The following is a 15,346-nucleotide window of genomic DNA, read 5'->3' as shown; positions in this document are numbered from 1 at the left end:
CGGCCGACCTGTCGCATCAAGCGGTTGTGGCGCCAGCCCGTTACGCGGTCCGCGTCCCTACGGCGGCCACCGCGTCCGCGACCGCCGCGCACTCCGCCTCCGTGCGCACGCCGGTGCGGGCGCCCTCGCCGGCGGCCAGTTCGACGACGACGTCCACCGGGCGGGCGGCGCCGCGCAGGGCCGCGTCCATCAACTCGACCCCGCGCACGGAGTCGACGTAACAGATGAAACGGAAGTCCTCGTCGGCGTCCAGTTGGCCGGAGATCCACTTCAGGGCCGCCGGGTCGACCAGTTCGTTCGCGAGGAAGATCCTGGCGATCCCGAACTCCCTGGCCACGCGCACCTGGTGGGGGACCGCGAGGGTGATGCCCCAGGCGCCGTGGGCGAGTTGGCGGTGGAAGAGCTGGGGGGCCATGGAGGTCTTGCCGTGCGGGGCGAAGGCGAGGCGGTGGCGGGCCGCGTAGGTCTCCATGAGGCGGAGGTTGTGGTCCAGGCGCTCGGCGGAGAGGGCGAGGACCGGGGTGGTGAAGCCGCCGGTGAAGAGGTTGCGGCGCTGGGCCGCCAGCTCGGCGACGGTGAGGCCGTCCGCGTCCGGGGGGAGGCCCTTGAAACGGTGGTCGACGCGTTCCCCGGCGAGCCGGGCGAGCGCTTCGGTACCGGTGTCGCGGACCATGGGGCCTCCCTGAGCTGGACTGTTGCAATCTCTGCAACCTTCATTGCGTATATCGCTTACCGCTGTCTAACATCTCGCCCAACACCGGGTCAACGGATCCGCCGCCACCCGGCGCACCGACGAGGAGCCATCACCATCGTGACCGCCGACGGACAGTCCACCGCCGCCCGTGACGTCGTGGACGTCGTAGCGCTGGGCGAGTCCATGGTCACGTTCCTACCCAGCCGGCCGGGCCGCCTCGCCGATGTGCCGTCCTTCGATCGCGCCATCGGCGGCGCCGAGTCGAATGTGGCCTGTGTGCTGGCGGCGGCCGGGCACACCGTCCGGTGGGTCAGCCGGGTCGGGGCCGACGGCTTCGGCGATCATCTCGTCGAGACGATCGGCGGGTACGGCGTGGATGTGTCCGCCGTACGGCGTGATCCCGCGCGCCCGACCGGCATCTACTTCCGCACCGCCGGGGACCGGGCCACCGACGCGCACGAGGTGGCGTACTACCGGGCCGGTTCCGCCGCCTCCGCGATGGCCGCGGGCAACGTGGACCTGGCCGCCGTACGGGCCGGGCGGGTGCTGCACCTGTCCGGGATCACCCCGATGCTGTCCGAGGACTGCCTCGGCCTGGTCCGTGAACTGACCGCGATCCGCGCGAACCGCCCGCTGATCTCCTTCGACGTCAACCACCGCCCCGCGCTGGGACGTTCGGCCGACGGGCCGGGCGTGCTGCTGGAGCTGGCGCGCGGCGCGGACCTCGTGTTCGTCGGGGAGGACGAGGCCGCCGAGGTGTGGGGGCTGGTGGGCCCGGACGCCGTGCGGGCCGCGTTCCCCGACCCCGAGACGCTCGTCGTCAAGCAGGGCGGACGCGGAGCCACCGTCTTCCACCGGGGCGACGTCACCTTCGTGCCCGCGCCGCACGTCGACGTCGTGGCCGCGGTCGGCGCAGGCGACGCCTTCGCCGCCGGGTTCCTCTCCGCGACCCTGCGGGGACTTCCCGTACGGGACCGGCTCCGGCACGGCCATCTCACGGCCGCCGCCGCCCTCACCGTGCCCGGTGACCTCGCCGCCCCGCCCGTCCGCGACCACGCCGACCGCCTGGCCGCCCTCGACGACCAGGCGTGGGGGAGACTTCGACTCGGCCCCGGCTGGACCGACGCCGCCGACTGGGCCGACGAGGAGGTACGCACGCCATGAGTCAGACCGTCGACCGCGCACTCAGCATCCTGCCGCTGCTCGCCGAGGGCCCCGCCGACCTCGGCCAGGTCGCCGAGCGCCTCGACGTCCACAAGTCGACGGCCCTGCGCCTCCTGCGCACCCTGCACGAACACGGCCTGGTCTACCGCCAGTCCGACCAGCGCTACCGCCTCGGCGCCCGCCTCATCGCCCTCGCCCAGGAGGCGATGGAGAACCTCGACATCCGCGAGATCGCCCACCCCCATCTCGCACGGCTGAACGAGCAGTGCGGTCATACCGTCCACCTCGCGGTGTACGAGGAGAACGAGGTCCTCTACATCGACAAGGTGGAGAGCCGCTACCCGGTGCGGATGTACTCACGGATCGGGAAGCCGGTCGCCATCACCGTCGCCGCCGTCGCGAAGCTGCTGCTGGCCGATCTTCCGGAGGGCGAGCGCCGGGTGCTCGCCGACAAGCTCGAATACCCCATGTACACGGCTCGTTCCACGCCCAACGCCCCTGCTTTCGTGCGGGAGTTGGAGAAGGTGCGGGAACAGGGCTGGGCCACCGACCTCGGCGGCCACGAAGAGTCCATCAACTGCGTCGCCGCGCCGATCCGGGGCGCCGACGGACGGGTGGCCGCCGCGATGTCGGTCTCCGCGCCCAACGTCGTCGTCACCGCCGACGAACTCCTCACCCTCCTTCCACTGGTCCGTCGCACGGCGGACGCCATCAGTGGCGAGTACTCGGGCAGGACCCCAGCAACCCCTGCAAACGACCCCGCATGAAGGACCTCGTATGACCGAGAAGATCGCGCTCACCCCCAAGACCCACACCACCCCGCCCGCCAAGTTCTCGCACGGCGTCCGCAAGGGGAACCTCCTCCAGGTCGCCGGCCAGGTCGGCTTCCTCCCCGCCGAGGAGGGCAAGCCGCCCACACCGGCCGGCCCGACCCTGCGCGAGCAGACCCTCCAGACCCTCGCCAACGTCAAGGCGATCCTGGAGGAGGGCGGCGCGAGCTGGGAGGACGCGATGATGATCCGCGTCTATCTGACGGACGTGGACCACTTCGCCGAGATGAACGCGATCTACAACGCGTACTTCGAGGAGCAGGAGTTGAAGGCTCCTCCGGCCGCGCGCACGACGGTCTACGTCGGCCTGCCCGCAGGGCTTCTGATCGAGATCGACGCGTTGGCCGTTCTGAGCTGACGCCCCCTCAACTCCCGCACACCGTACGACGGTACGGCGCCCACGTCGGCGCCGAACCGCGATCCCCCCTGCCCGGCTGTGCCCTTCAGGGGGACACCCCCCGAACCCCCCGGACCATGCCCTTACGACCACGAGGACCCCCATGTCCCTACCGCTCGCCGCCACCGCCCCCGCGACACCACCCCACACCGGAGGCCTGCTCCTCCTGCTCGACGGCACGGCAGGCCTGTTGACGGTCGCAGCCCTCGGGATCGCGCTCCTCCTCTTCCTGATCATCAAGGTCAGACTCCAGCCCTTCGTGGCCCTCCTCGCCGTCTCCATAACCGTCGGCCTGCTGTCCGGCCTCTCGGTCACCGAACTCTTCGGCACGGTCCAGCGCTCCGACGCCGTCTCCACCATCGAGTCCGGCATGGGCGGCATCCTCGGCCATGTCGCGATCATCATCGGCCTGGGCACGATGCTCGGCGCGATCCTCGAAGTCAGCGGCGGCGCCGAGGTGTTGGCGTCACGGCTGCTCAATCTCTTCGGCGAGAAGAGGGCCCCGCTCGCGATGGGCCTCACCGGCCTGATCTTCGGTATCCCGGTCTTCTTCGACGTCGGCATCTTCGTCCTCGCGCCGATCGTCTACGCCGCCGCCAAGCGCGGCGGCAAGTCGATCCTGCTCTACTGTCTGCCCCTGCTCGCGGGCCTGTCGATGACCCACGCGTTCCTGCCGCCGCACCCCGGCCCGGTGGCCGCCGCGGGTCTCCTGCACGTCCAGCTCGGCTGGGTCATCCTCATGGGCATCGTCTGCGGCATCCCGGCCGTGCTCGCCGCCTGGGCCTACGCCGCCTGGGTCGGCAAGCGGATCTTCGTCGCCGTACCGCAGGACATGGTCGAGGCAGCGGCCGAGGCGAAGCAGGCGGTCATCGACGAACAGCGTGAGTCGGGCGTCGAGCCGCAGGAGAAGCCCGTGCCGCTCGCCACGGTCCTCGCGATCATCGGTACGCCCCTCGTCCTGATCCTGGCGGCCACCTTCTCGTCGATCGCCTTCGACCCGTCCACCGGCCGCTCGGTCCTGGAGTTCTTCGGCAGCCCCTTCGTGGCCCTCACCATCGCGCTCCTCCTTGCGTACTACCTCCTGGGGCTGAGGCGCGGCTGGTCCCGCAAGTCCCTGGAAACCGTCTCCACCGCGTCCCTCAAGCCGGTCGGCAACATCCTGCTGGTCGTCGGCGCGGGCGGGATCTTCGGCGCCGTCCTCAAGGCGAGCGGGGTGGCGCAGGCCCTGTCGGACACGTTCCACGACGTAGGCCTCCCGGTGCTGGTCCTGGCGTACCTGATCTCGCTGGTACTACGGGTCGCACAGGGCTCGGCGACGGTGGCGATCGTGACGACGGCGGGCATCGTGGCCCCGCTGCTGGCCGAGGGCGACCACTCGCAGGCCTTCGTCGCCCTGGTCATCATGGCCATCTCGGCGGGCTCGATCTTCGCCTCGCACGTCAACGACGGCGGCTTCTGGATGGTGGCGAAGTACTTCGGGATCAGCGAGCGGGACACGTTGAAGACGTGGACGGTGCTGGAGTCGGTGCTGTCCGTCGCGGGCTTCGCGGTGGCGGCCGTACTGAGCCTCTTCGTCTAGAAGTCTGCCCATCCGTGTAGGCGTGTGACCGTGTAGGCGTCTGATAACAAAGTGGGGGCTGGCTGTGCCCGACACAGGATCGTCGACCATACTGCCCGCTGTGGAGCAGCGCATAGGTTCGAGCAGCCAGCCCCTGGAGGGCGCCGGATTCGACCCGGCCTTCGTCCCCGGGCTCACCGCACCCGCCGTGTCCTCCGACAAGCCGGAGGACACGAAGCCGCGGGATGCGGAGCCGGAGGACGCGAAGGCCGAGGAGCCGGCGACACCGGAGGAACCGAACGAGTCGGAAGGGTCGGTCGCGAAGGTCGACGTCACGAAGGTCGACGCAGAGAAGGCCGTTGCCGAAGACGACGATGACGACGCCGACGGTGATGATGCCGACGAAGCCGGCGAGGGTTCGTCCGAGGAGTCGTCCGAGGACGGGCCGGTCTTCGAGGCGTCCGACCGTCGTGCGGAGATCGTCGCGGACGGGAAGGGCGTACGACTGCGCCTGGACGACCAGAGTTGCGAGTTCCGCTGGGACGAGATCGGCGCCATAGAGACCGAGTCCCCGCGCTTCGGCAAGCGTTTCACCATCACGGTGCACACTCCTGACCGCCGTTGGTACCCGATCGAGATCGAGGCGGCGGCCAGGAGCAGGTTCGCCGAGTGGGAGACGCAGTTGGACGCGGTCCTCGACGCGTACTTCGACGACGGCGACGAGGACGAGGCCGAAGGATCCGACGAGGTGGACGAGGCGACGCTTGCCGAGGCGGAGGCAGAGGTCCGCAAGGACTAGGTTCTGTCCGGCGCGGCGCGACCTGCCCGACCCGTTCGATCGTGAAGGGGACCTGAGTACGTGTACTCGGGTCCCCTTGCGTCTGTCTTGTTGTGGACCGGAACGCGGCTCATCGGCGAGCGGGGGAACCATCTCCTCGTGGTGACCAACTGCCGGTCGGATCAGAGCCAGTTCGGGCTGAGGGCGATCGTCCGGAGCTGTTTCATGGTCAGGGCCGGAGACGTGCGGGTCGCGGTGGTGTCCTGGGCGCCGGAGTTGAAGGCGCTGATCACCACCCGCCTGCCGTCGGTCCTGATGGTGTCGACGGTCCACATCACGACACCCGTGCCGCCCTTCTCGCCGGGCCCCTGATGCGTGGCGACCTTCGTGCCGTCGGACAGGACCTCGGCGTCGGAGCCGAACAGGTCGCCCTCGACATCCGACATGTCGGCCTGGACGTTGACCTGCACGAGGGTCTTGCCCTTGCCGTCGTCGACGACGAGATAGCCGAACCCGGAGTCGTCGGTGTCGCCGGCCTCGGACACGGTGAGGCCCTTCGGCAACAGGGTTCGCAGTGTCGACGTGACGGACAGGGCGGCGCCCGTGTCGCTCGGACTCGGCGGTGTGACCGGTGAGTTCGGGTCCACCGGCATCGCGTCGATCGCGTCCCGCCAGGCCGTAGCGGCGGCCAGCTTGGTCAACTTGGCCGGGGACAACGGCGGTTGACTCCTGCTGATCGGCGCGTCCTTCTCGGCGGCGGCGTTCCACTCGCTGATGCTGACGTGCTGCCCCTGCGGGGTGACGAGTTCGGCATTCCACAACTTGGTGTCCACCCGGCGGTCGGGATACTCGTACCCCTGAAGGACCATGACCACCGACCCGTCCGCCAACCGGCTCGTGCCGCACGCGTCGTAGTGCGCGAACGCCTTCCCCGGGCAGTGGGTCGTCTGCCGCGCCTGATCACTCCCCGGCCGCACCCGGCCCAGGCCGACCTCGATGGCCGACGCGCCCTTGCCGTCGTCGTAGACGAGATGGACGTACGGCGACGGTTCCTCGTCCGTGCCGCGGGCCTCGGCCTTCGTGAACTTGCCGCCCGGGAGCAGCTTTTCGAGCGTACGGATGAGCGCGTCGCCGGAGACGGGGGTGGGGGTGGACGAAGAGGCCGAGGTGGAAGTGGCCGCGGAACCCTGTGCCTCGGCGGGGTTTCCGCTCGGCAGGAGCAGTGCGCCTCCTACGCCGACGAGTGCGATACCGGCGGCGCCGCTCATGACGGCGGCGTTGCGGCGCCGCAGCAGGCGTCGGCGGCCCTTGAGGGCACCGGCGGTGGCGAGGGCGGCCCGGTCGGTCTCGAAGGCGTTGCCCGCGTCGTGCAGGCCGGCGGTGAGCCGTTCCTCGAAGGGGTCGAGGGGTTCGCTGTGCTGGGTGTCGGGCATGACGGACCACCGTTTCGCGTAAGAGATGCAAGGGGCCTAGGGAGGTAAGGGGCTGGGACTTGTAAGGGGCTTGAGGGAGAGGGGAGTTGCAGTCGGGGTGCGGGTGTTCAGGGACGGGCGGCGTTCAAGGGCGCGCGTATTCGTCGAGGTTCTCGCCGAGCAGTTCGCGCAGCCGGCCGAGCGCGCGGACGCACCGGGTGCGTACGGCGGCCGAGCTGACGTGCATCACGTCGGCGGTCTCCTCGACGGACCGGTCCTCCCAGTACCGCAGGACGACGACGGCGCGGTCCTTGGCGGGCAGCCGGGAGAGGGCCTGGAGCAGGGTGAGCCGCAACGGCGTGTCGGCGCCGGGAGCGCCGGGGTCGGGCAGGTCGGGCAGGACGTCGGTGGCGCGCTCGGTACTGCTGCGGCGCCGTTGGTGGGCGAGGTAGGTACGGGTGAGGACGGTCTGGGCGTACCCGGCGGGGTTGCCGACCCGGGACAACCGTCCCCAGCCGACGTACAGCTTGCCGAGGGTCTCCTGGACCAGGTCCTCCGCGAGATGCGTGTCCCCGGCGGTCAACAGGCAGGCGGACCGATAGAGATGCCCGGCGCGCGCTGAGGCGAACTCCGCGTACTCGTCGGCACGTTCCTGTCGTCTCATGCCTGATCCCCCTGTTTCCGCGGGCTGTTGCCGGCACCGCCCTCACTTGTACTGATGCGGTGGGCTCACAGAAATGTTTCAGGTCGGTCGGATCGGCGGAGCGGACAGGTCCGACAGGCGCAGGGCACGTAGGGCCCAACAGGCTGATCAGGTAGGGCACTTCACGGGTTGTGGTGGTCGGCCTCATCGTGGCGGCGATCTTCACGCTGTTCGCGATCGGGTCGGGCGGAGCGCCGACCTGAACCGCTCGACGCGACACACATGCGCCCCGAACGCGCCCGCCCCGCACTCCCGCCCGCCGGAGCATCGGCGTCGGGGCCACCTTGCCCTGCGGGGCCGCCGTGAGGACCATGTCCCTGACCAGGCAAGTCCGTCGCGCAGCGAGGGGAACTGTCGTGTTCGACAACCTGAAGGACCTGGGGAAGCTCAAGGACAAGGCCGAGGAGATCGCCGAGGACCACGGTGACAAGATCGCCGACGGGCTGGAGAAGGCCGGTGATCTCATCGACGAGAAGACGGACGGCAAGCACAGCGCGCAGATCGACACCGCGGTCGACAAGGCGCGGGGTTTGGTGGAGAAGCTCGCTGAGGATGCCAAGGACGCGGACCACAAGGACTGACCGGCGGGTTTGAACTCACCCAGGTTGAACTCACCCAGGTTGAACTCAAACAAGGTGAACTCTCAGCCCACGGGGTCGAGTTCGTCGCTCCCCGTCGGGAGCGTCCGCATCGTGCGGAGCGGCGACAGGAAGTTCGGGAGGACACTCGCCGTCATGCCGGCCGCGCCGATCCACAGCGTCGCCGTGGCTCCGAACACCGAGCCCGACGCCCCGCCCAGCAGTCCGCCCAGCGGGATCCCGCCCCAGGACACGAACCTGGCCGTCGCGCTCACCCGGCCCAGGAGCCGGTCCGGGGTGAGGGCCTGTTGGAAGCTCGACTGGGCCACGACCCGGATGACTCCGCCGAGGGAGAGCGACGCGAGGCCGACCGCCGCCACGCACACGCTCCAGCCCGGGTGTGCCAACGGCATCAGGACCGTCAGCGGACAAGTCACCAGTGACGCGAGCCAGATGACCCGGCCCTGGCCGACCCGCCGCGCGACCCTGGTCGCCGACAGCGCGCCCAGCAGAGCACCGCAGCCCATGCCCGAGAGGACGAGGCCGATACCGGAGGAATCGAGTCCCGACTCCCGCTCCAGGAAGACCAGCAGCATGGTCTGGTACATCACCAGGAAGAGGTTGAAGATCGCGTCGCTCAGCATGATCGCGCGCAGGGCGGGGTACTTGAGGACGAACCTCAGGCCCTCCTTGATGTCCCGGCCCAGCTGAGGGCGCTCGCTCGGCCCCAACTCCCGTTCCGGCAGCGGTTCCTGCCTGCGGATGCTGATGGCCAGCAGCCCCGACATGGCCATCCCGGCCGCGCTCACCAACAGCGTCGCGGGCGCGCCCACCCAGCCGACCAGCGGCCCGGCCACCCCCGGCCCGCTGATGCTGGTCACCGAGCGGATCGCCGAGAGCTTCGAGTTCCCCTCCACGAGGTTGTCGCGCCCCACCAGATGCGGCAGATAACTGACGTACGCGACATCGAAGAAGACCGTCAGCACCCCGTGGACCAACGCGACCGCGTACAGCCACCACACGGTGAGCAGACCCGCCCACCACGCCACCGGCACCGTCACGAGGACCAGCGCCCGCGCGAGGTCGGTGCTGATCATCACCGACCGTTTCCGCATCCGGTCCACCCACGCGCCCGCCGGCAGCCCGACCAGCAGCGAACCCGCCGTGGTCATCGCGGTCAGCAGCCCGACCTGGAACTCGTCCGCGTCCAGAGCCACGATGGCGACGAGAGGCAGCGCCAGAAAGATGATCCGGTCACCGAACTGCCCGAGCGCGGTGGCGGCGAACAGCCGCCCGAAGTCCGGTTCGCGCAGCAGTCCGAGCCGCGAGGGTAAAGGCATACGAGGCACCTGCCGGGAGGTCGACGTCACGGATGATCACGTCAACCTAGCCGAGCGGTGAGGAGCGCGACCCGACAGCGGCCGCACTCCTCACCGTCCCCGTTCACTGAGCGCTACGGCAACGCGTGCACATGCGCCCCCACCGAGTTCGACCACGAACTACCCGCGGCCGCGTCCCAGTTGGTCGACCATGTCATCGCGCCCCGCAGGTCGGGGTACGTCTTCGACGGCTTGAAGGTGCCGCAGTTGGTGCCGGCCGTGAGGCAGTCGAGGGCGTTGTTCACGATGGTGGGGGAGACGTAGCCGCTGCCGGCCGCGCTCGTCGAGGCCGGGAGGCCCAGGCCCACCTGGGAGGGGGAGAGGCCGCCCTGGAGCTGGATGCAGGCGAGGGCCGTCAGGAAGTCCACCGTGCCCTGGCCGTAGACCTTGCCGTCGCAGCCCAGCATCGTGCCGCTGTTGTAGTACTGCATGTTGACGACCGTGAGGATGTCCTTCACGTTCAGGGCCGTCTGGAAGTACGCGTTCGACGTCGACTGCATGTCGATCGTCTGGGGGGCCATCGTGATGACGAGGGACGAGCCCGCCTTTGAGGAGAGGGAGCGCAACGCCTGCGACATGTACGTCGCGTTGATGCCGTTCTCCAGGTCGATGTCGACGCCGTCGAAGCCGTACGTCTGCATCAGTGAGTAGACCGAGTTGGCGAAGTTCGTCGCGGACGTCGAGTCGCTCACCGAGATCGTGCCGTTCTGGCCGCCGATCGAGATGACGACCTTCTTGCCGGCCGCGTGCTTGGCCGCGATGTCCGCCTTGAACTGGTCGACCGTGTAGCCGCCGAGGCCGGCCGAGTCGAGCGTGAAGGAGACCGCGCCCGGAGTCGAGGTCGCGTCCGCGAAGGCCACCGCGATGATGTCGTACTGGGAGGAGACGGCCGAGAGCTTCTGGACGGTCGCGCCGTTGTTGAAGTTCTGCCAGTAGCCGGTCACCGCGTGCTTCGGCAGGGAGCCGCTTCCGCCCCCGCCCGTCGCCGTCGTCGTGCCCGTCACCGCCGTCGACTTGCCCGACTCACCCGCCGAGTTGGTTGCCGTGACCTGGAAGGAGTACGAGGTGGAGGCCGTAAGTCCCGTGATGGTGGCGGACGTTCCCGTCACCGCCGTGATCTTCGTGCCGCTGCTGTAGACGTTGTAGCCCGTCGCTCCCGACACCGCGCTCCACGCCAGGGAGACGGACGAGGACGTCGTCGAGGGCACGGTCAGGCCGGTGGGCGTCGCCGGGACCGTGGGGGCCGGGTCGCTGCCACCGCCGCCGTCCGGGCCGTAGACCGAGATGTCGTCCGCGTAGTACGCGGCCTGTCCGTACCAGCCGTGCGTGTACACCGAGACGGACGTGGTTGACGAGCCCGTCGTGAATGTCGTCGACAGCTGCTTCCAGGACGTGGTGTCCGGGGTCCAGGTCGAGACGTCCGTCGTGCCCGTGCCGGTGACGCCGAGGTAGGAGTACCCGCCCTGCACCCAAGCGCTCAGCGTGTACGTCGAGTTGGGCTTCACCGCCACCGACTCGCTGCACTGGGCGTTGTCCTGGCCGGCCGGCGTGCCCTTCAGCGCGGACGCGCCGCCGTGCACCGGGGACGAGACGGTCGTGCCGCTGCCCGCCGTACAGGTCCAGTTGGTCAGGCCCGACTCGAAGCCGGCGTTCTTGGCGTTGTTGATGTCGGCGGCGGACGCCTGGCCGGTGCCCGCGAAGGAGAGAGCGAGGGCGGCCATGGCGACCCCGGCCCACAGACGTCTTTTCCTGAGTACGGGCATGCCTGGTGCGCGGTCCACTGATGCCTCCGGTGGGGGAGTTTGGAGGGGACTGTGACGACGGTGGCCACCGCTGGAAGTCCAGAGTTGGTCCAGACCAATCTGATGTCAAGAGGTCCAGACCAACTTCGCCCGCACCGGTTTCGGTGCCCCGGCCGCGATCGGATGCTCGACCTGCCCCGTTTTGGCGTGTTGTGTGCGATGACAGTTGCCGCACAGCTACAGAAACGCTGTTCTCCGGTCACAGGGGCGTGGTTACAGTGCTGAGGTAGTCACGCAATGAAGTCAACTCGGCGTACCGGAGTAATGCCGGCGAGCCGACAGGCTCGAAACGGGGAGCTGCGCGTGCCAACTGCCATTGCCGTGACCAGCGCCGACATGGCGCTGCCGCCACAGGACGAACGGACCCTGCCCGCCGTCGTCCTGCGGGACCTGGACCAACGACCGCTGGACCAGGCGCTGTCGGAGATGCAGGCCCTGATCGACCAGCACGGGCATGTCGTCGTCGTGTCCTCGCAGGCCGTGTCCGAGGGCGTGGACCGACGGCTGCACACGATCCGGTCCATCCTGGAGAGCGACCGGATCGCCCTGTTCCGTCCGAATCTGCCCCCGCTCGGACTCGCCGTCCTGGCCCGGCAGTTGAGGCAACTCGCGTCCTGCGACCTCAGCCCCGGCGTCCTCGCCTCGGCCGGCCGGCTGCTCACCCACTACATCCACGCCGGCGCGCTGCTCGGCTCGGTCACCAAGCTGGACCGGGTCCCCGTCGGCCTCAAGTCGCACGCCAAGTCCTGGGTGCCCGGCAGCCAGTTCGCGGTGATCGCCCACCCCGAGCCGCAGTTGGTCCGGGTCGGCCCCGGAGTCACGCTGGAGGGACCGGAGTTCGGCACCTGGATGCTGGTCGCCAAGGGGCAGCTGCAGTCCGACTGGATCGGCACCACCCTCGCCCCGGCGTGGAACGCGATGGGGCTGCGCGAGGCCACCCTGCCCGCCGAGTCGGTGAGTTGGTGGGGTACGAGCAAGCTGATCGAGTTCTGTACATATCTGCCCGACCTGTCGGTGCTGTACCAACTGGTCACCTCTGTACGGCAGTCCGTGTGCCACTGGTGCGGCATCGACGTCATCGGCGATCGTTGTGTCTTCTGCTCCGCCACACCGCCCGTTCACGAGAACCAAACATCGAGCGGATAAGTCCTCAACTCACAGGACACGCTTACAGCACACGATTTCGCTCGACCCGGTTCGATCCGCTCGATCCGCTCGATCCGCTTATTTCCGCTCGACCGATATCCCCAATGAGGTTGTACGGTTCATGAACTCCCGTCAGCGCCGCGGCGTGATACTCCTGCTCCTGTCGGTGATCTGCGCCCTCGGCGCGTTCGCCGGCGTCCTCTCCGTCATCCGTGACGTGAAGTCCAAGGTCGGCCCCGAGGTCACGGCGTACCAGCTCAAGACCGACGTGGCGCCGTACACCACCCTCACCACGGCCCAGTTCAAGAAGATCGAGATGCCCAAGCGGTGGCTCTCGGACAACGCCGTGACGGATCTCCGCCAGATCGCGGGCAAGATCGCCGTGACCACGCTGCGCGAGGGCTCCCTGCTGCAGACCGACATGATCGTGAACCAGCCGGCACTGCAGCCCGGGCAGCAGGAGGTCGCCATCATGATCGACGCGGCGACCGGCGTCGCCGGCAAGATCACACCGGGCTCCACGGTCAACGTGTACGCCACCTTCCAGGGCGCGAAAGTGGGCGACCCCGACCAGTCCAAGATCATCGTGACCAACGCGAAGGTCATCGACGTCGGCCACATCACCGCCCTCGACCCCGGCAGCAACAGCGACAAGAACCAGCAGCAGTCCACCGACGGCGTGCCGATCACCTTCGCGCTCTCCACGCTCGACGCCCAACGGATCACCTACGCCGAGTCGTTCGCCGAGCGGGTGCGGCTCGCGCTGGTGGCACCCGGCAGCGATACGACCGTGCCCGACAAGGACCGGACGTACGAACTCGCGAAGGACAAGTGAGAGGCCCGCATGCCCACCAGGATTCTTCCGGCGGTCGGTGACGCGGACGCCATCCGCGCCATCACCACCCTGCTCAGCCAGCTCCCGGACGCCGACCCGGTGGCCCCGGTGGCCGACTCGACGCAGCTCATCGACACCCTGGCCCGGCTCGCCGCCGAGTCCGTCGACGAGCTGCCCGAGGTCGTGGTGGTGCATGAACGCATCGGTCCCGTCCCCGCGTTGGAGCTGGTCCGCGAGGTCGCGCTGCGCTTCCCCGCGGTGGGCGTCATCCTGGTCACCACGGACGCCAGCCCCGGCCTCTTCCAGGCCGCCATGGACTCCGGCGCCCGCGGCCTGATCGCCCTGCCGCTGAGCTACGAGGAGTTGGCCAACCGCGTCCAGGCCGTCGCCGCCTGGTCGGTGGGCGTACGGCGCCATCTGGGCCACGGCGGCGACGTGTTCACCGGCGTCGGCGGCACCGTCGTCACCGTCAGCGGCTCCAAGGGCGGCGTCGGCGCCACCCTCGCCGCTATCCAACTCGCCCTCGCCGCCCAGGTGTCGGGCCGTACCGTCGCGCTCGTCGACATGGACCTCCAGACCGGCGACATCGCCTCCTACCTGGACGTCCAGTTCCGCCGTTCCGTCGTCGACCTCGCCGCGATCACCGACATCTCGCCCCGCGTCCTGGCCGACGCCGTGTTCCGGCACGACACGGGCATCGCGCTGCTGCTCGCCCCCGGCGAGGGCGAACGCGGCGAGGAGGTCACCGACCGGGCCGCCCGCCAGATCGTCAGCGCGCTGCGCTCCCGCTACGAGGTCGTCGTCATCGACTGCGGCGCCCAGATGAGCGGCGCGAGCGCGGCGGCCGTCGAAATGGCCGACACGGCCCTGCTGTTCACCACCCCGGACGTGGTCGCCGTACGCGCCGCGAAGCGCACCGTGCGGATGTGGGACCGGCTGCAGATCCGCAAGGCGGAGGAGACGACCATCGTCGTCAACCGGTACACACGCGGTACGGAGATCCAGCCGGCGCTCATCCAGCGCATCACCGGCACGACGGTCGCCGCGACAGCGATCCCCGCCAACTTCAAGGAACTCCAGGGCGCGGTGGACGCCGGCCGCCTGCACGAACTCGACAACAAGAGCGTGGTCAAACAGGCCCTTTGGGGTCTCGCGGGCGAACTGGGACTGGTCAAGGTCCCCGAAGTCGCCCAGAAGAGCGGGCGGTCTCGGGGCGGCGGCGATCGCGGCTCGGTGAGCTTCCGGCGTCGTAGGGAGTGAGAGGGATGCGTATGTCTTCGATGTCTGCCGTGCCTTCGACGGCCTCGCGAGAGCGGGACCGGAACCGGGACCGGGACCGGGGCCAGACCACCATCGAGTTCCTCGGCATGACCCCGCTGATCATTCTGACGCTGGTGCTGATGTGGCAGTTCGTGCTGGTGGGGTACACCTTCACGCTCGCGGGGAATGCTGCGGACGAGGCGGTGCGGGCGGGGACGGCCGCCCCGCCCGGCGAGCGCGCCGCCGCCTGCCAGCAGGCGGGCCTCGACAAGCTGGACGGCGCGTGGAAGGGGGACGCCACGGTGACCTGCGGAGGCACGGGCTTCGTCACGGCCGACGTCACCCTCAAGGTGCCCGTCCTCTTCCCGGGCTCGATCGGCTTCCCCTTCACGGTGCACGGCCACGCGGGCGCCGTAGAGGAGGCGAAGGACTGAGATGCCGAAGAGCAGGAGTGAGAAGGGGAGGAGGGACCGTGGCCAAGTCGCCATCGAGTACCTCGGGTTCATCCCGATCCTGATCCTCGTCGCCATGGCGGGCGTACAGCTCGGGCTGATCGCGTACACCGCGATCCAGGCCGGTACGGCGGCCCGGACCGGGGCGCGCAGTGCCTCGCTGGAGCAGAACTACGCACAGGACTGCAAGGACGCGGTCAGCGGATTCCTGGCGGGCGGCACCAGTTGCAGCCGGGCGGACCTGGGCACGTCCGTCCAGGTCACCTCCACCGTGAACATCCCGTCGATCGTGCCCGGTTGGGACTTCGGCACGGCCAGCAAAACAGCCACCATGCCGCTCGACCACTGAACGCGGAGC

General features: G+C 69.3%; 15 protein-coding genes and 1 pseudogene. 11 read left to right on the top strand and 5 right to left on the bottom strand.

Annotation, left to right across the window (positions count from 1 at the left end; translation table 11 throughout):
* Positions 1–673: pseudogene (locus ACFWP5_RS33545) on the bottom strand (alanine racemase); the annotation flags it as partial.
* A 138-nt stretch (positions 674–811) separates the two neighbouring features.
* On the opposite strand from ACFWP5_RS33545, the gene ACFWP5_RS33540 reads away from it, so the two are divergent.
* From ACFWP5_RS33540 to ACFWP5_RS33520, 5 genes are all read left to right on the top strand, one after another.
* Positions 812–1,858 (top strand): sugar kinase, encoded by a 1,047-nt coding sequence (locus ACFWP5_RS33540; protein WP_384165196.1) that lies wholly within the window; start codon positions 812–814, stop codon positions 1,856–1,858.
* A complete protein-coding gene (locus ACFWP5_RS33535; protein ID WP_384165193.1) occupies positions 1,855–2,625 on the top strand; it encodes an IclR family transcriptional regulator in 771 nt (256 codons plus the stop codon). Before ACFWP5_RS33540 ends, ACFWP5_RS33535 begins: the two co-directional genes overlap by 4 nt.
* 10 nt (positions 2,626–2,635) lie before the next feature.
* Positions 2,636–3,046, top strand: coding sequence for a RidA family protein (locus ACFWP5_RS33530; protein ID WP_384165190.1), 411 nt, complete (start codon positions 2,636–2,638; stop codon positions 3,044–3,046).
* Positions 3,047–3,188: 142 nt separating this feature from the next.
* Complete coding sequence (locus ACFWP5_RS33525) at positions 3,189–4,664, top strand: GntP family permease (RefSeq protein WP_384165187.1); 1,476 nt, start codon at positions 3,189–3,191, stop codon at positions 4,662–4,664.
* A gap of 100 nt (positions 4,665–4,764) precedes the next feature.
* Entirely contained in the window at positions 4,765–5,442 is a 678-nt protein-coding gene (locus ACFWP5_RS33520) for a hypothetical protein (RefSeq protein ID WP_384165184.1), read from the top strand.
* 161 nt (positions 5,443–5,603) lie between these two features.
* Here the strand turns inward: ACFWP5_RS33520 and ACFWP5_RS33515 are convergent, their stop codons facing one another.
* A complete protein-coding gene (locus ACFWP5_RS33515) occupies positions 5,604–6,854 on the bottom strand; it encodes a hypothetical protein (protein ID WP_384165181.1) in 1,251 nt (416 codons plus the stop codon).
* 124 nt (positions 6,855–6,978) lie between these two features.
* Positions 6,979–7,497: a SigE family RNA polymerase sigma factor gene (locus ACFWP5_RS33510; RefSeq protein ID WP_384165178.1), complete on the bottom strand. Its 519-nt coding sequence runs from the start codon at positions 7,495–7,497 to the stop codon at positions 6,979–6,981.
* A gap of 395 nt (positions 7,498–7,892) precedes the next feature.
* Between ACFWP5_RS33510 and ACFWP5_RS33505 the strand changes: the two genes are divergently transcribed.
* A complete protein-coding gene (locus ACFWP5_RS33505) occupies positions 7,893–8,117 on the top strand; it encodes an antitoxin (RefSeq protein ID WP_384165175.1) in 225 nt (74 codons plus the stop codon).
* Positions 8,118–8,179: 62 nt separating this feature from the next.
* Here ACFWP5_RS33505 and ACFWP5_RS33500 read toward each other — a convergent pair whose 3' ends face one another.
* Together ACFWP5_RS33500 and ACFWP5_RS33495 are read right to left on the bottom strand one after the other, a co-directional pair.
* Positions 8,180–9,454 (bottom strand): MFS transporter, encoded by a 1,275-nt coding sequence (locus ACFWP5_RS33500; RefSeq protein WP_384165172.1) that lies wholly within the window; start codon positions 9,452–9,454, stop codon positions 8,180–8,182.
* A 113-nt stretch (positions 9,455–9,567) separates the two neighbouring features.
* Complete coding sequence (locus ACFWP5_RS33495; protein ID WP_384165169.1) at positions 9,568–11,256, bottom strand: chitinase; 1,689 nt, start codon at positions 11,254–11,256, stop codon at positions 9,568–9,570.
* 303 nt (positions 11,257–11,559) lie between these two features.
* Here ACFWP5_RS33495 and ACFWP5_RS33490 point away from each other — a divergent pair, with 303 nt between their 5' ends.
* From ACFWP5_RS33490 to ACFWP5_RS33470, 5 genes are all read left to right on the top strand, one after another.
* A complete protein-coding gene (locus tag ACFWP5_RS33490) occupies positions 11,560–12,441 on the top strand; it encodes a hypothetical protein (RefSeq protein WP_384165166.1) in 882 nt (293 codons plus the stop codon).
* A 121-nt stretch (positions 12,442–12,562) separates the two neighbouring features.
* Complete coding sequence (gene cpaB, locus ACFWP5_RS33485) at positions 12,563–13,276, top strand: Flp pilus assembly protein CpaB (protein ID WP_384165163.1); 714 nt, start codon at positions 12,563–12,565, stop codon at positions 13,274–13,276.
* 9 nt (positions 13,277–13,285) lie between these two features.
* Complete coding sequence (locus ACFWP5_RS33480) at positions 13,286–14,536, top strand: AAA family ATPase (protein WP_384165160.1); 1,251 nt, start codon at positions 13,286–13,288, stop codon at positions 14,534–14,536.
* An 11-nt stretch (positions 14,537–14,547) separates the two neighbouring features.
* Positions 14,548–14,970: a TadE family protein gene (locus tag ACFWP5_RS33475; protein WP_384165157.1), complete on the top strand. Its 423-nt coding sequence runs from the start codon at positions 14,548–14,550 to the stop codon at positions 14,968–14,970.
* Position 14,971: 1 nt separating this feature from the next.
* Complete coding sequence (locus ACFWP5_RS33470) at positions 14,972–15,337, top strand: TadE/TadG family type IV pilus assembly protein (RefSeq protein ID WP_384165154.1); 366 nt, start codon at positions 14,972–14,974, stop codon at positions 15,335–15,337.
* Positions 15,338–15,346: the final 9 nt, after the last annotated feature.

Origin of the sequence: Streptomyces sp. NPDC058469, from assembly GCF_042721125.1 — a bacterium.
In the GTDB taxonomy this organism is placed as follows: domain Bacteria; phylum Actinomycetota; class Actinomycetes; order Streptomycetales; family Streptomycetaceae; genus Streptomyces.
The sequence above is the reverse complement of the archived record's forward strand: the minus strand, read 5'-3'. Positions and strand labels throughout refer to the sequence as shown.